13 protein-coding genes are annotated in these 17,471 nt (G+C 71.8%); 2 read left to right on the top strand and 11 right to left on the bottom strand.

Going from position 1 to position 17,471, the window contains the following annotated elements; genetic code table 11:
- The first annotated feature begins 29 nt into the window (after positions 1-29).
- Positions 30-743 carry a PspA/IM30 family protein gene (locus tag ACZ67T_RS26455; protein WP_469987465.1) on the top strand — a complete coding sequence of 238 codons (714 nt, stop codon included), beginning with the start codon at positions 30-32 and terminating at the stop codon, positions 741-743.
- Positions 744-763: 20 nt separating this feature from the next.
- On the opposite strand, the gene ACZ67T_RS26450 is transcribed toward ACZ67T_RS26455, so the two are convergent.
- The 6 genes from ACZ67T_RS26450 to ACZ67T_RS26425 all read right to left on the bottom strand — a co-directional run bounded on the left by ACZ67T_RS26450 (position 764) and on the right by ACZ67T_RS26425 (position 7,789).
- Positions 764-3,457 (bottom strand): SpoIIE family protein phosphatase, encoded by a 2,694-nt coding sequence (locus tag ACZ67T_RS26450; protein ID WP_469987464.1) that lies wholly within the window; start codon positions 3,455-3,457, stop codon positions 764-766.
- A 301-nt stretch (positions 3,458-3,758) separates the two neighbouring features.
- Entirely contained in the window at positions 3,759-4,241 is a 483-nt protein-coding gene (locus ACZ67T_RS26445) for an ATP-binding protein (protein ID WP_469987462.1), read from the bottom strand.
- A 135-nt stretch (positions 4,242-4,376) separates the two neighbouring features.
- On the bottom strand, positions 4,377-4,772 hold the full coding sequence (locus ACZ67T_RS26440; protein ID WP_469987460.1) for a (deoxy)nucleoside triphosphate pyrophosphohydrolase: 396 nt from the start codon (positions 4,770-4,772) through the stop codon (positions 4,377-4,379).
- A 31-nt stretch (positions 4,773-4,803) separates the two neighbouring features.
- Positions 4,804-4,995, bottom strand: coding sequence for an SPOR domain-containing protein (locus ACZ67T_RS26435; RefSeq protein ID WP_469987458.1), 192 nt, complete (start codon positions 4,993-4,995; stop codon positions 4,804-4,806).
- A gap of 201 nt (positions 4,996-5,196) precedes the next feature.
- Positions 5,197-6,882, bottom strand: a complete 1,686-nt coding sequence (locus ACZ67T_RS26430; RefSeq protein ID WP_469987456.1) for a purine-cytosine permease family protein — start codon at positions 6,880-6,882, stop codon at positions 5,197-5,199.
- 154 nt (positions 6,883-7,036) lie between these two features.
- Entirely contained in the window at positions 7,037-7,789 is a 753-nt protein-coding gene (locus ACZ67T_RS26425; protein ID WP_469987455.1) for a GntR family transcriptional regulator, read from the bottom strand.
- 308 nt (positions 7,790-8,097) lie between these two features.
- Here ACZ67T_RS26425 and ACZ67T_RS26420 point away from each other — a divergent pair, with 308 nt between their 5' ends.
- Entirely contained in the window at positions 8,098-10,767 is a 2,670-nt protein-coding gene (locus tag ACZ67T_RS26420; protein ID WP_469987454.1) for a glycosyl hydrolase family 65 domain-containing protein, read from the top strand.
- Between the two features lie 81 nt (positions 10,768-10,848).
- On the opposite strand, the gene ACZ67T_RS26415 is transcribed toward ACZ67T_RS26420, so the two are convergent.
- From ACZ67T_RS26415 to ACZ67T_RS26395, 5 genes are all read right to left on the bottom strand, one after another.
- Entirely contained in the window at positions 10,849-12,276 is a 1,428-nt protein-coding gene (locus tag ACZ67T_RS26415; RefSeq protein ID WP_469987453.1) for a sodium:solute symporter family protein, read from the bottom strand.
- Positions 12,273-12,503: a hypothetical protein gene (locus ACZ67T_RS26410; RefSeq protein ID WP_469987451.1), complete on the bottom strand. Its 231-nt coding sequence runs from the start codon at positions 12,501-12,503 to the stop codon at positions 12,273-12,275. The genes ACZ67T_RS26415 and ACZ67T_RS26410 overlap by 4 nt, the downstream gene beginning before the upstream one ends.
- 30 nt (positions 12,504-12,533) lie before the next feature.
- Positions 12,534-13,985, bottom strand: coding sequence for an amidase (locus ACZ67T_RS26405; protein ID WP_469987449.1), 1,452 nt, complete (start codon positions 13,983-13,985; stop codon positions 12,534-12,536).
- Positions 13,986-14,165: 180 nt separating this feature from the next.
- Positions 14,166-15,176 (bottom strand): Lrp/AsnC family transcriptional regulator, encoded by a 1,011-nt coding sequence (locus ACZ67T_RS26400; RefSeq protein ID WP_469987447.1) that lies wholly within the window; start codon positions 15,174-15,176, stop codon positions 14,166-14,168.
- 117 nt (positions 15,177-15,293) lie between these two features.
- Positions 15,294-17,441 (bottom strand): DEAD/DEAH box helicase, encoded by a 2,148-nt coding sequence (locus tag ACZ67T_RS26395; RefSeq protein ID WP_469987446.1) that lies wholly within the window; start codon positions 17,439-17,441, stop codon positions 15,294-15,296.
- Positions 17,442-17,471 lie beyond the last annotated feature (30 nt).

Raw genomic sequence — 17,471 nt, 5'->3', positions numbered from 1 at the left:
CGTAACTCCCTTGTACAAGGAGCACTCTCATGACCAAGCAGACCGTTCTCGGCCGCGTCACCCAGCTCGCGAAGGCGAACATCAACGCCCTTCTGGACGGTGCCGAGGACCCGCAGAAGATGCTCGACCAGCTGATCCGTGACTACTCGAACAACATCGCCGAGGCCGAGCAGGCCGTGGCGGCGACCATCGGCAATCTGCGGATGATGGAGCAGGACCACAAGGAGGACGTAGAAGCGGCCGGCGAGTGGGGCCGCAAGGCGCTCGCCGCGAGCAAGAAGGCCGACGAGCTGCGGGGGGCGGGCAGCGTGGCGGAGGCAGACAAGTTCGACAACCTCGCCAAGGTGGCGCTCGGGCGGCAGCTGAGTTCCGAGAAGGAGGCGGCGGACGCCGAGCCGACGATCACCGCGCAGAACGAGGTCGTCGGAAAGCTGAAGTCCGGCCTCGACCAGATGAAGACGAAGCTGGTCGAACTCCAGTCGAAGCGCGACCAGTTGGTGGCGCGCTCGAAGACGGCGCAGGCCCAGAACCAGATGATGGACGCCGCCAGGAACATCAACGTCCTCGACCCGACGAGCGAGCTGAGCCGCTTCGAGGAGAAGGTGCGCCGCGAGGAGGCCAGGGCACTGGGCAAGCAGGAGCTCGCCGACTCGTCGCTCGACGCGCAGTTCGAGCAGCTGGAAGGCCTGGGCGACACGGCCGAGATCGAGGCGCGCCTGGCGGCGCTCAAGACGTCCGCGTAGCGGCGGGACGGCGGCGCCGGTCAGTACAGGCTGAGCAGCGCCTCCGTCGGGTCCACGGCCGCCGAGTCGCCGTCGGGCAGCGGGAGTTCGAACCAGACGGTCTTGCCGCGCGGTGTCCTGCGCGAGCCCCAGGACGCGCTGAGCAGGCCGACGAGCTGAAGCCCGCGGCCGCCCTCGTCCGTGTCGCGGGCGCGGCGGCGGCGCGGCTGGACGAGGCCCGCGTCCCACACCTCGCACACGAGGGTGCGGTCGAGCAGGAGGCGCAGCCTGATGTCGCCCTCGCCGTACCGCAGAGCGTTGGTGACCAGCTCGCTGACCAGGAGTTCCGTCGTGTCGACGAGCGGCTCCAGGTCCCATTCGGTGAGCTTGGCGCGGGTGAACTCGCGGGCGCGGCCCACCGAGCGCGGCTCGCGCGGCAGCGTCCAGTCGCCGACGGCGTCGGCCGGCAGGCCCTGCACCCGGGCCATGAGCAGCGCGATGTCGTCCTCGCCGTGGTGCGTGTCGAGCGTGGCCAGCACGTGGTCGCAGACGTCTTCGAGCGCGGGCGAGGGATCGTCCAGGGCGCTGCGGAACGCGGAGAGGCCCTCGTCGAGGGGATGGTCGCGGGACTCCACGAGCCCGTCGGTGTAGAGGGCGAGGAGTGAGCCCTCGGGCAGCTCGACCTCGACCTCCTCGAAGGGTTCCCCGCCGACGCCGAGCGGCATCCCCGGCGGTACGTCGAGCATGAGCGCGCCTTCGCCGGGCTCGACCAGGACGGGCGGCAGATGGCCCGCGTTGGCGAAGGTGCAGCGCCGGGTCACGGCGTCGTAGACCGCGTACACGCAGGTGGCGAGGTAGACCTCGGACAGGTCGGCGTCGCCGGTTCTGCGGGCGGCGCGGGTGGCCTGCTGGACGCCGCCGCGGGGGCCGAGGGCCGGCGACGACGGGCCGCCGGGCGCGCCGAGGCCACGGGCGATCTCGTCGAGCGCGGAGAGCACCTCGGCGGGTTCGAGGTCGAGGAGGGCCAGGGTCCTTACGGCGGTGCGCAGTTCACCCATGGCGACGGCCGCGCGCAGGCCGCGGCCCATGACGTCGCCGACGACGAGCGCGGTTCTGTGCCCCGGCAGCTCGATGACGTCGAACCAGTCGCCGCCGACCTCGGTGGCCGCGTTGCCCGGCAGGTAGCGGCAGGCGATGTCGAGGCCGGACGCCTCGGGGTCGTCCGGCGGGAGCAGCGACCGCTGGAGTATCAGGGCGCGCTCGTGCTCACGCCGGTAGAGGCGGGCGTTGTCGATGCAGACGGCGGCGCGGGCGGCGAGTTCCACGGCGAGGGCGCGGTCGCGGTCGTTGAAGGGCTCGCTGCCCTTCGTGCGGGCGAAGCGCGCGAGGCCGACGACGGTGTCGTGGGCGACCATCGGCACGGCCAGCGTGGACTGGACGAGGCCGCCGGACGCGGCGGGGACGAACTGGGGGCGGGCGGTGCGCAGGGCGTCCGCGCAGGGCGAGTTGAAGGCGTAACGGTGGACCGCTCCGACCTCGACGACCCCGTCACCGCCGGACGCCTCGAGGTACGGCACGTCGGCGACGGCGCTCGCGGCGGCGACCCTGCGCAGCTCGGCGCTGCCGTCGGCGAGGCTGCGGCTGTTGAGCGCCGACTCGTCGCCCGCGAGGAGGCCCTGGTAGAGGTCGACGGAGGCGAGGTCGCAGAAGCCGGGGACGACGACGTCGAGGAGCTCGCGGGCGGTGGTCTCCAGGTCGAGCGAGTTTCCTATGCGGGCGCCCGCCTCGTTGAGGAGGGCGAGGTTGCGGCGGGCGTGTGCCGCCTCGCGGGCGGCGGCGTGCCGCCGGGTGACGTCGGTGGCGAGCCCGGCGACGCCGATGGGCCGGCCGCTGCCGCTGTGCACGCGGTAGAGGTTGATCGACCAGTGGCGGCGCTCGGCGGAGTCGGGCGCGGGCCCGACGAGCTGCATGTCGGTGACGGAATCGCCGGTCTCCAGGACGCGGCGCAGCGCGGCCTGCACGCGGTCGGCCTCGCCGCGGGGCAGATAGTCGTGGACGGTGCGGCCGCGGTGGTCGTCGGCCCGGCCGCCGAAGACGGCGGCGAACGGCCGGTTGGCCCGCTGCACCTTCAGGTCGGTGCCGAACAGCAGGAAGCCGAAGGGAGATTGGCCGAAAATGGCCTGCGACGCGGCGAGATCCGTCTCGATACGGCGCAGGGCGCGGACATCGACGACGATGCAGACGGCGGCGCGCTCGCCGGACTCCGTCTCGGTCGGCATCACATAGACCTCGGCGATGCCCTCCGTATACGGCTCGGGGCCGTGCCGGTCAGGGACGTGCGGATCGCGCTCGTCGGACCCGGTGCCGACCGAGTCCGGCCGCCGGCCCCTCGGCATCCGGAAGGGGACGACGCCGGTCCACTCGCGGCCGTCGAGGATCTCCGCCATCTTGCGGTGGCCGCGTTCGCGCAGTTCCGTGGAGACGAAGGCCTCGATGGGGTCCTTGCCCACGGCTTCCTGCGCGGAGACGCCGAAGAGCTGCGCGGCGCGCCGGCTCCACTGGTCGACCAGGCCGTCGGGGCCGATGGAGAAGGAGGCGACCTTGATGTAGTCGTACATGGAGCCGGGCGGACTGCTCTGCCATGTCTCGGCCCGGGGCGGGTCTGCCGCATCGCGCGCGGGCGTCCCGCCCGAGGTGTCCTCGGACGCACTGGCCTTCGCTGGTATCTCGCTCACGCGAACCGTCCCCTCCAGCTCACCGCGTCCGGCACCGGTCACCGGGGCGGCTGCCCGCAGTATCCAGCACTACGGAGCCGCGCAACACGGTGTTCACGATCACACCACGGTCCCGACGCTTTTTGGCCCGTCCCCGCATAACGGGACGGCAACCAGATCCGCGACTGTTCCGTGCCTTTTCCTGGCCGGCCTCATCGCCGGTCGGCATGCTCCCTGTCTCCTAACCAGGGAGGGTTCCTCTTAACCGGCGCGGCACCATCGGTTCCGGCCGCCGGGTCCAGCCGCACTTTCCGGCCGCCCGTCAGTGCCGGCCGGGCAGCGACAGTTCGAACCACACCGTCTTGCCCGTGTCGCCGGGCCGCGTCCCCCACCGCCGCGCGGACCCCGCGACCAGCTGGAGCCCCCGTCCGCTCTCCTCGTCCGGTCCCGCGACCCGCTCCAGCGGTGGATCCGGAAGAGGATCGGAGACCTCCACCCGCAGGGTGTGGGCCGGCTCCGCCGACCGCAGGAGACGTACGCCGATGGGGCCGGAAGCGTGCCGGAGGGCGTTGGTCACCAGCTCACTGACGAGCAGTTCGGTGACATCGCCGAGCGAATCGAGATCCCAGACGCCGAGCTGGCCGCGGACCGCGGCACGAGCGGAACGGACTGCGCCCGGCTCCTCGGGGAAGACCCACTCGGCGCACTCCCCGTCGGTGTCGATCACGCCGATCACTTCCCAGGCAGCAGTAGAACCCCGTCCGCCCCTTCGGAACCCGTCCGATTTCGTAGGGTTAATCGGCATATACCCGGGTGGGCGTGGGAGCTACCGTCTCACGCGAACACTCCGCGAACGGAGCACGTGGGGCCCGGCCGGCGGTACGACGGGGGCACAACCCGCAGCACGGCGGGCCCTGCGGACCGGTCCCCGGCTTACGGGTCACGGCTGCCGCGCCGCGAGCACCGCCTTCACCGCCGGCACGTCCTGGTCGAGCCAGCCCACGGACCAGATCTCCTCGGGCCCGAGCCAGCGCAGGTCGTCGTGGTCCTCCAGGGGGCGCGGCCGGCCGGACAGCAGGCGCGCCGTCCATACCCGCAGCACATATCCGGGCTTCAGGGGCCACTCCCCCGGGACGCGCGCCACGAGTTCGGCTCCGATCCCGAGCTCTTCGCGCAGTTCCCGTACGAGCGCCCGCTCCGGGTCCTCGCCGGGTTCGACCTTGCCGCCGGGGAGTTCCCAGCGGCCCGCCAGTTCGGGGGGCGCACTGCGTCGTGCGGCGAGCAGGCGGCCGCTGTCGTGGAGGGCCGCCGCGACGACGACGGTCGGTTCAGTCATGTGCCGGAGCCTACGGCCGCGGACGGGAACGTCAGCGCGCGGTGCCGTTCTGCGCCTGGCCGAGACGCTCGACCCAGTAGAGCTGCTTGTGGCCGCGGTCATCGAGACTGTCGGCGATCTGCTGGGCTTCCGCCCTGGTCGCGTACCTGCCGACGCGATAGCGATTGCCGTTGTCGTCCTGGCGTATGACGAGCCACACAAGCGTGGTCGCGCCCTCGTTCATCTCGCCCCTCCACTCCCCGACCCCGGCTCGCACAGCGCCCCGCTTTCTGAGGAAACCCCACTACGCATATGCCCGAGCGTACGCCTGACCTTCACGCAGCGGATACGCATTGGCACAAAGAGATAGCAACCAGCCAATCCAAAGGGGGCGCACTCCGAAGAGTGCGCCCCCTGGACGTTCCGTGGCCTCCCGCTCCGGGCGTCAGCCCGTACGCACTGTCGGCATCGGCATGAGCACCGGACCCGCTTGCGGCTCCTTGCGGCAGACGTCGCCGCACTCCGCGTCGAGCGAGCAGCACAGCGAGCAGATCGGGCCCGACCGGACGGGGCAGTCCGCGATGTCGGGGAGTTCGTAGGCCGTCTCGCAGACGCTGCACGTGTGGGTCGCCGTGATGTCGGCGATCTCGGCGTCGGGGCCGTTCACGGGGTTGGGCCTGGCCAGGTAGTACTTGCCCTTGGTGGCCCAGGCGATCAACGGGCAGAGCGTCAGGGCGAGTCCGGCCGCGATGAACGTCGAGAAGGCCTCCGCGTACGCACCGAACACCCCGAAGAACGCGACGATCGAGACGGTCGACGCGATCACCATGGCGCCGAAGCCGGCCGGGTTCACGGCGTACAGATAGGCCCGCTTGAACTCGATGTACTTGGGGCTCCAGCCGACCCGCTTGTTGATGACGAGGTCGGCGGCGACGGCCGCGATCCAGGCGATGCCCACGTTCGAGTAGAAGCCGAGCAGCTTGTTCAGGGCCGCGAACATGTTCATCTCCATCAGCGTGAGCGCGATGGCGAGGTTGAGGAAGATGTACCAGACGCGGCCCGGGTGCCGGTGGGTGATGCGGGAGAAGAAGTTCGACCAGGACAGCGAGCCGCTGTAGGCGTTGGTCACGTTGATCTTGATCTGGGAGACGACCACGAAGAGCGCGGCGGCGGGCAGCGCGACCGAGCCGAGCCACGGCTTGAGGGCCTCGACCTGCGGCGCGATGGGTTCCAGCGCGTGGGTCTTGCCGACTGCTTCGAGGGCCACGAACGCGAGGAGCGCGCCGCCGAGTTGTTTCGCGGCGCCGATGACCACCCAGCCGGGCCCGGCCGCCAGAACGGCCAGATTCCATCGCTTCCGGTTCTGCTCGGTCTTCGCCGGCATGAATCGCAGATAGTCGGCCTGCTCGCCGATCTGCGCGATGAGGGAGAGCGCGACGCCGGTGCCGAGGCCGAAGCCGAGCCAGGAGAACCCGCTGCCCGCGCCCTCCGTGCCGCCGAAGTGGGTGAAGTCGCCGAAGGAGCCCGGCGCGTGGAAGGCCAGGATCACGAAGGGCAGGACGAGCCCGATGAGCCAGACCGGCTGCGTCCACGCCTGCACCTTGGCGAGGGCGCCCATGCCGCGGAAGACGATCGGGATGACGATGAGCGTGGTCAGCAAGTAGCCGACAGGCAGCGGCAGTCCGACCACCTCATGCATGGCCTGCGCCATGATCGAGCCTTCGAGTGCGAAGAAGATGAAGGTGAACGAGGCGTAGATGAGGGACGTGAGCGTCGAGCCGAAGTAGCCGAAGCCCGCGCCCCGGGTGATGAGGTCCATGTCCAGGCCGTACTTGGCGCAGGCGCGGGCGATGGGGATGCCGGTCAGGAAGATGATCGTCGCCGCGCACAGGATCGAGGCGAGCCCGCTCGTGAAGCCGTACGTGAAGACGATGGAGGCGCCGATCGCGAAGTCGGCGAGGTAGGCGATGCCGCCGAGCGCGGTGGACGCGACCATGGTCGGTGACCAGCGCCGGTACGAGTGGGGCGCGTAGCGCAGCGAGAAGTCCTCGCGGCTCTCGTCCGCGGCGAGCTTGGCGTACCTGCGCCGTGGCGCGGCTGCCTCTGTGTCACGGGTGACCGTGTCCGTCATGAGGGTTCCTGTCGTCCGGCCGATTGCGGGTACGGACGGAAGTTAGGAGCCGTGCATGACAACGCGGGGCGGCCGGTGATTGCCCCGGTGTTACGGGAGGCGGCGGCGCGTTAAGTCGCGGTCACACCCCGCGGACAGGGCGTTCGCCTATCGGTCACTTCACGGGCAGGTGGTATGCGATCCGGTACCGGTCGGCGGGGACGACGACGTCCGCCGTCTCGACCGGTCTGCCCGACGCGAAGTACGTGCGCTGGATGACGAGGACGACATGGCCGGGCACTCCGCCGAGCGCCATGAGCTCCTCGGCGAGGCCGGGGCGGGCGCCGACCTCCTCCGTCACGTTGTCCACGATCACGTCGATGGCGGACATGCGCTCGACGACGCCGCAGCCGCCGAGAGGGCCTTCCTCCGGGAGCATCACGGGGGTGCGCCCGGTGACCGCCAGGGGCTCCCAGGAGGTGGAGAGCATCATGACCTCTCCCGCGTCCCGGTAGACGTACTTCGTGCACATCACGCGGTCTCCGGCGCGGACGTCGAGGCGCTCGGCGATGGCGCCGCTCGCCTCGGCCTGCTCACTGCGGGACTCCCAGGTGCCGCGCGCCGTCTCGTCGGCCTGCTCCTGCTTGAAGGGGGTGGAGCCGCTGACCGGCCGGTATCCGGAGCGGGCGACGCGGCGCGGGACCGGCGTCTCGCGCACATACGTGCCCGACCCCGAGCGTCCCTCGACGAGTCCTTCGGCCATCAGCACCTTGCGGGCTTCGAGGGCGACGGTGTCCGAGACGCCGTACTCCTCGCGGATCCTGGCCTGTGAGGGGAGGCGGGTGTGCGGTGGCAGCGATCCATTGACGATCTTCCTGCGAAGATCACCCGCGACGCGCAGATACGCCGGCTGCTCACCGAATGTCACTGGCTGCACTCCCTAAGACCCATGGCGACCCATCAGATTGACAGACAGCAACAGCGTGGCAACCCTGGGTTGTGCGCCGCAAGCAAAGGCCAAAGAATCACTCGAAGTGATGACATACACGGCCGCAAGCCTTTACGCAGGGAGTTTCTCCAGGTAAGGGAATCCTTACGCCCTGGCCTCGAGCGACCTTCGACCGGCCGTCGACCGCCCCTCGACGCAGGGCGCGGCAAGCGGCACCCCCGCCATCCGTGGGACCTCCGTCGCGGGTTGCCCGACTCCCGGCCGGAGCCGCCCGCATCGTCGGTTGCGTGACCCGATCCCGCCGATCCCCCGCCCGCCTCACCGTCCTCCTCGCGCTCGCGGTGCTCGGCGCCTCACCGGGCGCGGCCCTGGCGACGCCCGGCCCCGGCCCGGCATCCGCCCCCGCGCCCGCGGGCTCCCCCTCCAAGGCCTCGCAGGCCTCCGAATCCTGCACCGGCGACCCCGCCTGGGCCCCGGCCACCACCCGTATCGACCCCGCGAACACCTATCACGCGTACACCGGCAACGGATATCTCGGCGTGCGCGTCCCCCCGTCCGGCGCGGGCTACGCCGAGCCCGGCGGCAAGACCGGCTGGCCGCTCTACACGCCGCGCTACGACGGGGCGTTCACCACCGGGCTCTACGCGCGCGGGCCCGAGAACACGGCGCACCGCGAGGCCATCGCCGCGCTGCCGAACTGGACCGCGCTCGACCTGACGGTGGGCGACGAGACGTACGGCCCCGGCAGCCGGATCTCGCACTACCGGCAGACCCTCAGCCTGCGCTGCGGATTCGTCCGTACGTCGCTGACCTGGACGCACAAGGACGGCCGGCGCACCGACCTGACGTACGACGTGCTGACCGACCGCGCACACCCGCACACCGGAGCCGTGCGGCTGCGCGTCACGCCGCACTGGAGTGGAGAGGCGACCGTCACCGACCGGATCGACGGCCGCGGCGCCCGCCGGATCGCGCCCACCGGCGGCGGCCCCGCGGGCAAACGCACGATGGCGGTGGGCTTCCGCACGGACGGCACCCGTCAGGACGGCGTCGTCGCCTCCACCCTGCGCGCCCCCGGCCGCACCCGCACGGCGGGTCGCACCAGCACGTTGACGAACCAGCAGTCCGCCACGTTCTCCGTCGACACCGGCCGCGGGTACACCGTCACCAAGTACGTCGGCGTGGACACCGCGCTGACCTCCCGCACCCCGCACGACTCGGCCGTCGGCGCCTCCCAGCGGGCGGCCGCGGCCGGATGGGCCGACCTGTTCCGCGAACACACCGCGCACTGGCGGAAGTTGTGGACGTCGGACATCGAGGTGCCGGACCGGCCCGAGATCCAGCAGCAGGTGCGGGCCGCGCGGTACGGGCTCCTCACGGCGGTGCGCGCCGGTGGCCGAGACAGCATCGCGCCCGCCGGGCTCACCAGCGACGCCTACGCGGGCATGATCTTCTGGGACGCCGAGACGTGGATGTTCCCCGTGCTGCTCGCGGACCGGCCCGACCTGGCGCGCCCCGTCCTCGAGTACCGCTACCGCACGCGCGAGGCGGCCGCCGACAACGCCCTCAAGACGTCGGTCAAGGGCCTCATGTACCCGTGGACCAGCGCGAGCCGGGGCGCCCTGTGGACGGAGTGCCAGAGCTGGTACCCGCCGCACTGCGTCACCCAGAATCACCTCCAGGGCGACATCGCGCTCGCCGCCTGGCAGTACTACCTGGCCACGGGTGACCGCGCCTGGCTGCGCTCGCGCGGCTGGCCGCTCCTCGAGGGCCTTGCCCAGTACTGGACTTCACGCGTCACGAAGAACGCCGACGGCTCGTACTCCATCAAGGACGTCGCGGGCCCCGACGAGTACAGCAACGGCGTCGACGACGGGGTCTACACGAACGCCGTCGCGGCCACTGCCCTGCGCTCCGCCGCCCGCGCCGCCCGGCTCGTGGGCGCCGCGCCCCCTGCCGCGTGGACGGCCATCGCCGACGGGCTCCGCATCCCGTACGACCCGAAGCGCAAGATTTTCCTCCAGTACGAGGGCTACAACGGCTCGACGATCAAGCAGGCCGACGCGGTCCTGCTGCTGTACCCGCTGGACTGGAAGCCGATGCCGAAGGGCGCGGCGGCGGCGACCCTCGACTACTACGTCGCGCACACCGACCCGGACGGGCCCGCGATGACGGACTCCGTGCACGCGGTGGCCGCCGCGTCGATCGGGGAGCCGGGCTGTGCGACGTACACGTTCCTGCGGCGCGCCTCGAAGCCCTTCTTCCGTGAGCCGTTCGGGCTGTTCTCGGAGGCGCGCGGCACGAAGGCGGGATCCAGCGACCCGCTCGCGGGCACGCCCGCTCAGGACTTCCTGACCGGGAAGGGCGGCTTCCTCCAGGTGTTCACGCACGGCCTGACCGGCCTTCGCCTGGAGGAGGACGCCCTGCGCCTGGACCCGTCGCTGCCGCCGCAGCTCGGCAGGGGCGTGACGCTGCGCGGGCTGACCTGGCGCGGACGCACGTACGACATCGCGATCGGGCCGGAGCGCACGACGGTCAGGCTGACCGCGGGCGAGCCCTTCCCCGTCGTCACGCCCGCCGGACGCGCCACGGTCGACCGCGGCGGGCTCGTCCTGCGCACCCGGCGCCCCGACCTCGAACCCACCTCCGACCTGGCCCGCTGCCGCACCACGACGGCGACGTCCGAGGAGCCAGGCCTGTACGCGGAGGCGGCGGTGGACGGCAACCCGGTCACCGCCTGGCAGCCGGCGACCGCGCACGCCTCCCTCACGGTCGACCTCGGCCGGACGGGGAAGGTCTCCGGCGTCGACGTGACGGGCACGCGCGCGTACGCGGTGACGACGTCGGCCGACGGGGCGGCGTGGCGGGCCTTCGCACCGGGGCAGACGGCCCGGTTCGTACGGGTCACCGAGGAGGGCGAAAAGCCCGAACCCGTGAAGGAGTTGAGGGTGACGTAGGGCCCTGCCGCCGACCGGCAGGGCCCGGGCCGCCGGGCGCCGTGCGCGGCCCCACACCGCGAGGCGGCGCCCGGCGGCCGGTCAGTTGGCCTCGGCCGGTACGGCGGCCAGGGAGCGGGACCGCACGACGAGCTGGGCGGCCGTCGTCACCACCAGGTTCAGGGCGAGCGCGATGAGCCCGGTGTCGACCGTGCCGACGTCCACGCTCCCGAAGGTGAGCCAGATCAGGGCCCCGACGCCGGTCAGGATGCCGAGCAGTGCGGGCACGGCATCCAGACGGACCTTCTTCGCCAGCCCCATGACGATCGCCGGGGCGAGCTGGGTGAGGCCTCCGTAGGTGAGCAGCAGCAGGTCGGACAGGAGTCCGGGCCTGGTCAGGCCGAGCACCAGGGCGAGCGCGGCGGCCGCGACCACGCAGAGGTGGTTGGTGCGCAGCTGCGTACGTTCGTTGCGCACACTCAGCAGATTGCGGGACAGCAGGCTGGAGATGCCCACGACGATGGCCGCCGAGGGGACCATGGCGGCCGAGGCCGCGGCGACCGCCACGACGCCGACGAGCCAGCCGGGCAGGGTCTGGCCGGCGAGGGTGAGGGCGACGGAGTTCGCGGGCGATCCCGGCTTCACCAGCAGGATTCCGGCGAAACCGACGATCACCGGGATGCCGAGGGCTATCTGGTAGAGCGGCAGCCAGACCGCGTTCTTGCGCAGGGCCCGCCCGCTGCCGGCGGCGAGGACCGGCGGCCACAGATGGGCCATGGTGCCGAGTCCGCCGCCGATGCCGGAGATGATGACGGCCGTGACGAAGAAGGTGGCGTCATAGCCCTCCTGGTCGAGCGTCAGGAGCTGCGGGTGGCTGTCCCGTACGGTCTCGAAGAGGCCGCCGATGCCCCCCTTCACGGAGACCGCGACGCCGATGAACAGCACCAGGAGCCCGACGATCATCAGGGCGTCCTTGAGGTAGGCGACGCGGGCGATGCCGCGGATGCCGGACCACAGGACGAAGCCGACGGTGAGGACGGTCGCCAGGACCATGCTGAGGTTGCCGCCCGTGCGGCTGCCGGTGGCGAGCTGGACGATCATGCCGAGGCCGGTGATCTGGAGCTGGAGGTACGGCAGCAGGAAGACCGCGCCGACGACGGCGACGACCTTGCCGAGCAGCGGGCTGCGGTAGCGGTCGGTGAAGAAGTCCGCCTGCGTCAAGTAGCCGCCCTTGCGCCCGAGTTCCCGCATCCGGGGCGCGGTGAAGTACTGCAGGACGAAGTTGATCGCGAGGTAGCACAGGGCGAAGGCGGCGGCGACGCCCCCGCCGAACGCGATACCGGCGAGACCGAGGAAGCTGAAGGTCGTGAAGGCCTCGCCGGCCTGGAGGAACCAGGTGGTGAAGGTGGAGAACTTCCGTTTCCCCACCGTCCATTCACCGAGTTCCCCCTTGCGCGGTCTGCGCCCGCTCACGCCGACGACGGCGATGGAGACCATGCCGATGAGAGTGATGGTCATGGTGGTGTTCATGCGGTGGCCTCCTCGGCCTCGTCGCGGTCGGCGCGCTCGTTGTCGGTGCGCGCGAGGTGCTCGACGAGGGCGAGCGAGGCCGTCGTACCGGCCGTCCACAGCAGACACCAGGCGAGGACGGACGGGATGCCGAACCAGAGGTGCGGGCCGTTGACGAAGGGCAGGAACGGCGTGCTGAGGAAAGCCAGTACGGGCACGAGGGCCCAGATCGCGTGCGGTTTTCTCATCAGGGCTCCATACGGCTGCGAGAGGTGCGGCTAGGCGAGACAGGGGCGGCGGCGTCCGTGTCCGGTGGCGGCCTCGTAGGCGGCGCCGACCTCGAGCACGGTCCGCTCGGCGCGGGGTGGGCCGACGATCTGAAGGCCGACGGGGAGACCGGCGGCCGAGAAGCCGGCCGGTACGGAGAGGGCGGGTGCGCCCAGGACCGAGATGAAGTACGCCGAGCGCATCCAGTCGAGATAGGTGTGCTGCGACTGCCCGTCGATGACGGTCGGGTACTCCGCCTCGACGTCGAAGGGGGTGACCTGGCTGACGGGCGCGACCAGGACGTCGTAGCGCTCGAAGAAGCCGACAGCGGCGAGGTGGATGCGGGCGTGCTCGGCGGTGGCGCGGGCGAGGTCGGCGCCGGTCAGGCGCCGCCCCTCCTCGATGTTCCAGACGAGGCTGTCCTTGAGGGAGGCGCGGTCGCTGTCGAGGAGCGCGCCGAGACCCTGGTTGAACTCCTGGGCCCGCAGCGTGCGGAAGACGTCCTCGGCGCCGTCCAGGTCGGGGCAGTCCTCGACGACGACGCAGCCGAGGTCCTCGAAGACCTTGGCCTGCCGTTCGAAGACGTCGCGCACGTCGGGGTCGACGGCGACGCGTCCGCCGAGGTCGGGCGAGAACGCCACGCGCAGCCCTGCCGCGTCCCGCCCGAGCGGCGTGCGGAAGGCGGCACCCGGCCCCTCCAGGGAGATCGGGACGCGCGGGTCGGGCCCCGCCATGACGGACAGCAGCAGCGCGGTGTCGGCGACGGTTCGCCCCATGGGCCCGGCGACGGCGAGGGTCTCCCACAGGTTGCCGGCCGGGTGCGAGGGGACGCGGCCCGGGGTGGGGCGCAGGCCGACGACGTTGCAGAAGGACGCCGGGTTGCGCAGGGAGCCGCCCATGTCGCTGCCGTCGGCCAGCGGCTGGAACCCGGCGGCGAGCGCGGCCGCGGCCCCGCCACTGCTGCCGCCCGCCGACCGCTTCGTGTCGTACGGGTTCCTGGTCGCGCCGAACACCGGGTTGAACGTGTGCGAACCGGCCGCGAACTCGGGGACGTTGGTCTTCCCGATGCGGATGGCGCCCGCGTCCTGGATGCGCCGCACGAGCAGCTCGTCCTCGTCGGGGACGTGGTCGGCGAAGAGGGGCGAGCCGTGCGTGGTGCGCATGCCGCGGGTGAGGTGGGTGTCCTTGAACGCGATGGGCAGGCCGTGCAGCGGCCCGAGCTCCTCGCCGCGCGCCTGACGCTCGTCGGCGGCGGCGGCCGCGGCGAGCGCGCCCTCGGGGTCGAGGGTGACGATCGCGTTGACGGCGGGGTTGAGGCGTTCGATGCGGTCGAGGTGGGCCCGGACGACCTCACGGGCCGACAGCTCACCACGGCGGACACGCGCCGCGAGGTCGACGGCGTCGAGGGCGCAGAGTTCGTCCGGGACGGGAGCGGAGTCGGCGGGACCGGTGGAAGCGGGCATGGCAGTCCTAGGGCAGCGGGCGCGGGGACGTCGCCGTGCTGGGCCGGACAGGTCCGGGGCAGCGGCGCGTGTGGTGCACCACACTGAAGCCACTGACCTTTTCAGTCAACACCCAAGTCTCTATGAACTTTTAGGACGCGACTCCTTCACCTGTGAAGATTTCAGTCACATCACCGCGCGTTACGGGCGTCTGCTGGACGTCGGGAACTGCACCCCGCTGCGCTTGAACGCGTCGACCACCAGATGCGACTGCACGGCCTCCACATGCCGCACCCAGGGCGAGGCGGTCAGGAACTCGTACAGCGCGGCCTTCGACGGCTGCGTCACGTCGACCAGGAGCTGATGCTCACCCATGACCGCGGCCGCGTACCGCACGAGCGGCGACTCCACGAGCAGCCGCCCCACCTTCTCGACCTCGTCGGGGCGGGTCCTGATCCACAGGAGCGCCTCGACCGGGAGGCCGAGCAGCGCGGGCTCGACGGCGGCCCGGATGCTCACGTGCCCGTCGCGGGTGAGCGTCTCGACACGGCGGCGGGCGGTCGCCACGGAGACCCCGGCGACGGCGGCCAGGTCCTCGTGCGTACGCCGCCCGTCCTCGGCGAGCGCCCCCAGGATCGCGTGCTCCTCGGGCCCGACCTCGACCTCCGGGAGACCGATCTCGTCGACGATGCCCGACGGCCCGCCGAGCGCCTCGATCTCCCCGGCGCCGAGGATCCCCGGCGACCACTCGTGCACGGTCCTGAAGTAGCGCAGCACAGGCGACACGCTCTGCGAGACGAGACCGGGCAGCGCGGGCACCTCGTCGAGCATCAGCGGCCCCAACTGCCCCTGAGGAAACTGCAGTTCGGCCACGCAGTCGACGGGTCCCGCGAGTGCGTACGAGAAGATGCAGTCCGCCCGCCGGGCCGCCGCCACGGCCACGTCCCGCACCGATCCCGGCCGGCACGTCATCCGCAGAATCACGGTCTCGCCCCGCACGACGAGCCCCCGCACGGCCACGTCCCCGCTCTCCAGCAACCGCAGCCCCCGCCGCGCCACCTTCCGCTCGGGCTCCCCGAGCGCGGCCGCGATCCGCCGCCACGACGCCCGCCCATCGATCTGAAGGGCGGCGACGATGCGCCGGTCGAGGGGGTCCAGGGGGGCGGGGGCGTTCGCGGCGGCGGTCGGGGTGGCCGGTACTGGGTGCGTCACAGGACTGACCATAACGAGCGGGGGTGACGGGGTGGGCCGGGGCCGTACGGCCCGTCCACTGCCGCGCACCGGAGCCCCGACCGCAACATGAGCAGGCACAGGAACCAGGCCCCGCCCCTAGGCCGCCCCGGCCGCGAGCCGAGCCTGCTCGTCCTCCACGATCCGGCGGGCCAGCGACGTGTCGGAGACGTCCACGGCGTCGGGGGTCGCCTCGGCCGTCGCGCTGCGGCGCGCGTAGGCGTCGAAGAGCCGGGACTTGTTCTCGAGGAGCTTCACCATGCGCTCGTCCACGCCCCCCGTGGCGAGCAGCCGGTGGACCTGGACCGAGCGCACCTGCCCCATGCGGTGGGCCCGCGCCACGGCCTGGTGCTCGACGGTCGGCTTGACCTGGGGCTCGCAGATGATCACGACGGTCGCGGCCTGCATGTTGAGCCCCACGCCCCCGGCCTCGATCTGCGCCAGAAGCACCGCGTGACCGGACACGGCGGCGAACTCGTCGACGAGCTGCTGCCTGCGCGCGGGCGGCACGCTCCCCGAGACCGGGCCGAACAGGGCGGCGCCGTCGAGCGCGTCCTTCACCACGGCGAGAACGTCTCGGAAGGTGGAGAACACCACGACCTTCAGCCCGTTCTCCGCTGCGTCCTCGACGATCTCGCGCAGCCGGTTCAGCTTCGCCGACGACTCCGGCCGCGCGTATGCCGCACGGCGCATCGCCATGAAGTTCCCGGCCCGGACCGCCTCCCGATAGGCCTCCTCGTCCGACGCGCTCAACTCCTCCCATTCGTCGGTGTGCTGGAGCGCCGGGAGTTCGGTCAGTACGTCCTGCTGGTTGCGGCGGAGATAGACGGGGGCGACCGCCTTGCGGAAGGCCTTCGAGCCGGCCACTCCGTCGCGGTCGCCGACGACGTCGGCCAGGTCGGGCCGGAGGATCTGCACGAGGTTGCGGAACTCGGCGACGCGGTTCTCCATCGGCGTACCGCTCATGAAGAGCACGCGTTCGCAGCGCTCGGCCCACTCGGCGACGGTGCGGGAGCGGCGGGTCTGCGGATTCTTCACGTAGTGCGCCTCGTCCACGACCAGCATGCCGAGCTCGCCGCCGCCGGGGACGGGGAAGCGGCACAGCGCGTCGAAGGTGGTCACGCCGACACCGCCGCGGCCCTTCCAGTCGGCGTACGCGTCCTGCCGGTCGGGGCCGTGCAGGGGCAGGGCGCGCAGCTTGCTGCGGGACTCGATCTCGCGCGTCCAGTTGATCAGTACGCTCGCCGGGCAGACGACCATGAAGTGGCTCCTGCCCTCGGCGGCGAGATGCGCCAGGGCGGCGATGGCCTGGACGGTCTTGCCGAGCCCCATCTCGTCGCCGAGGATCACCTTGCGCTGGGCGAGGGCGAACCGGGCGCCGAAGGCCTGGTAGCCGCGCAGTGACACCCGGCGCCGCGTGTCGTCGAGCGCCTGCCCGCGGACCCGTTCGGCGACCTCGTCGGGCAGGAACCCTTCGGAGGCGGCCGTGTCGGGGGCGTGCCCCGAGATCTCGGCGAGCAGGCTGTAGTACTCGGCGGACCGCAACTCGAAGTCGACCCAGGCCGCCACGTCGTCCGAACAACCGCGCAACAGGTCCACCGACGCCTGCGCGAGCAGCTCCGGGTGCCCGGCGCGCACCGCCTCCTCGGTCAGCTCACGGATCTCCGCGACAGCCTTGAGTGCCTGCGCCCGCTCGGCCCTCCCGGCCAGCAGCATCCGAAGCCGCCCGGTGGCCGGCCGGGCGTCGGCCAGCAACGGACCGAGCCGCTCGGCAAGAGCCGCGGCCGTCTCGACGGCACGCCGCGCCTCGGGCCCCGCCTCCACCAGAACATGCAGGGCGGTGACGAGTGCGGTGGTACGCGGCTCGGGCCGGTCCACATCGATGTGGACGGCGACGGTCTCCCGGACGGCATCGGAAATCTGCCGGGCGGCAGCGACCAGCTGATTGGCGGTCTGCTCCCCCACGCCAGGAATCTGCCGCAACCGGTAGGTCCCGGCCTCGAGCACCTGAAGAACGCAGGACAGCCCGCTCCTCTCCACCTCCCCGAGCCTCAGCCGCCCCTCGGTGACGTCCTTGAGCCGAGCAACAGGAATAGCCCCCAGGGCCTGCGCGGCCTCGGCCTCATGAATCGGCTGCAAGGCGCCCCTGACCGCCTCGACAGCCCGAGCGTGATCCCCGACAACCCCCCGAGCGGCCCCCTCCAGCCGCACACCCCCGTCAACAACCCCCCGCTCCCGCAGCCCCATCCCAGCCCTTTCTCGCTCCCGTCCCGGAAT

This window comes from Streptomyces sp. NPDC107517 (assembly GCF_055582645.1).
The sequence above is the reverse complement of the archived record's forward strand: the minus strand, read 5'-3'. Positions and strand labels throughout refer to the sequence as shown.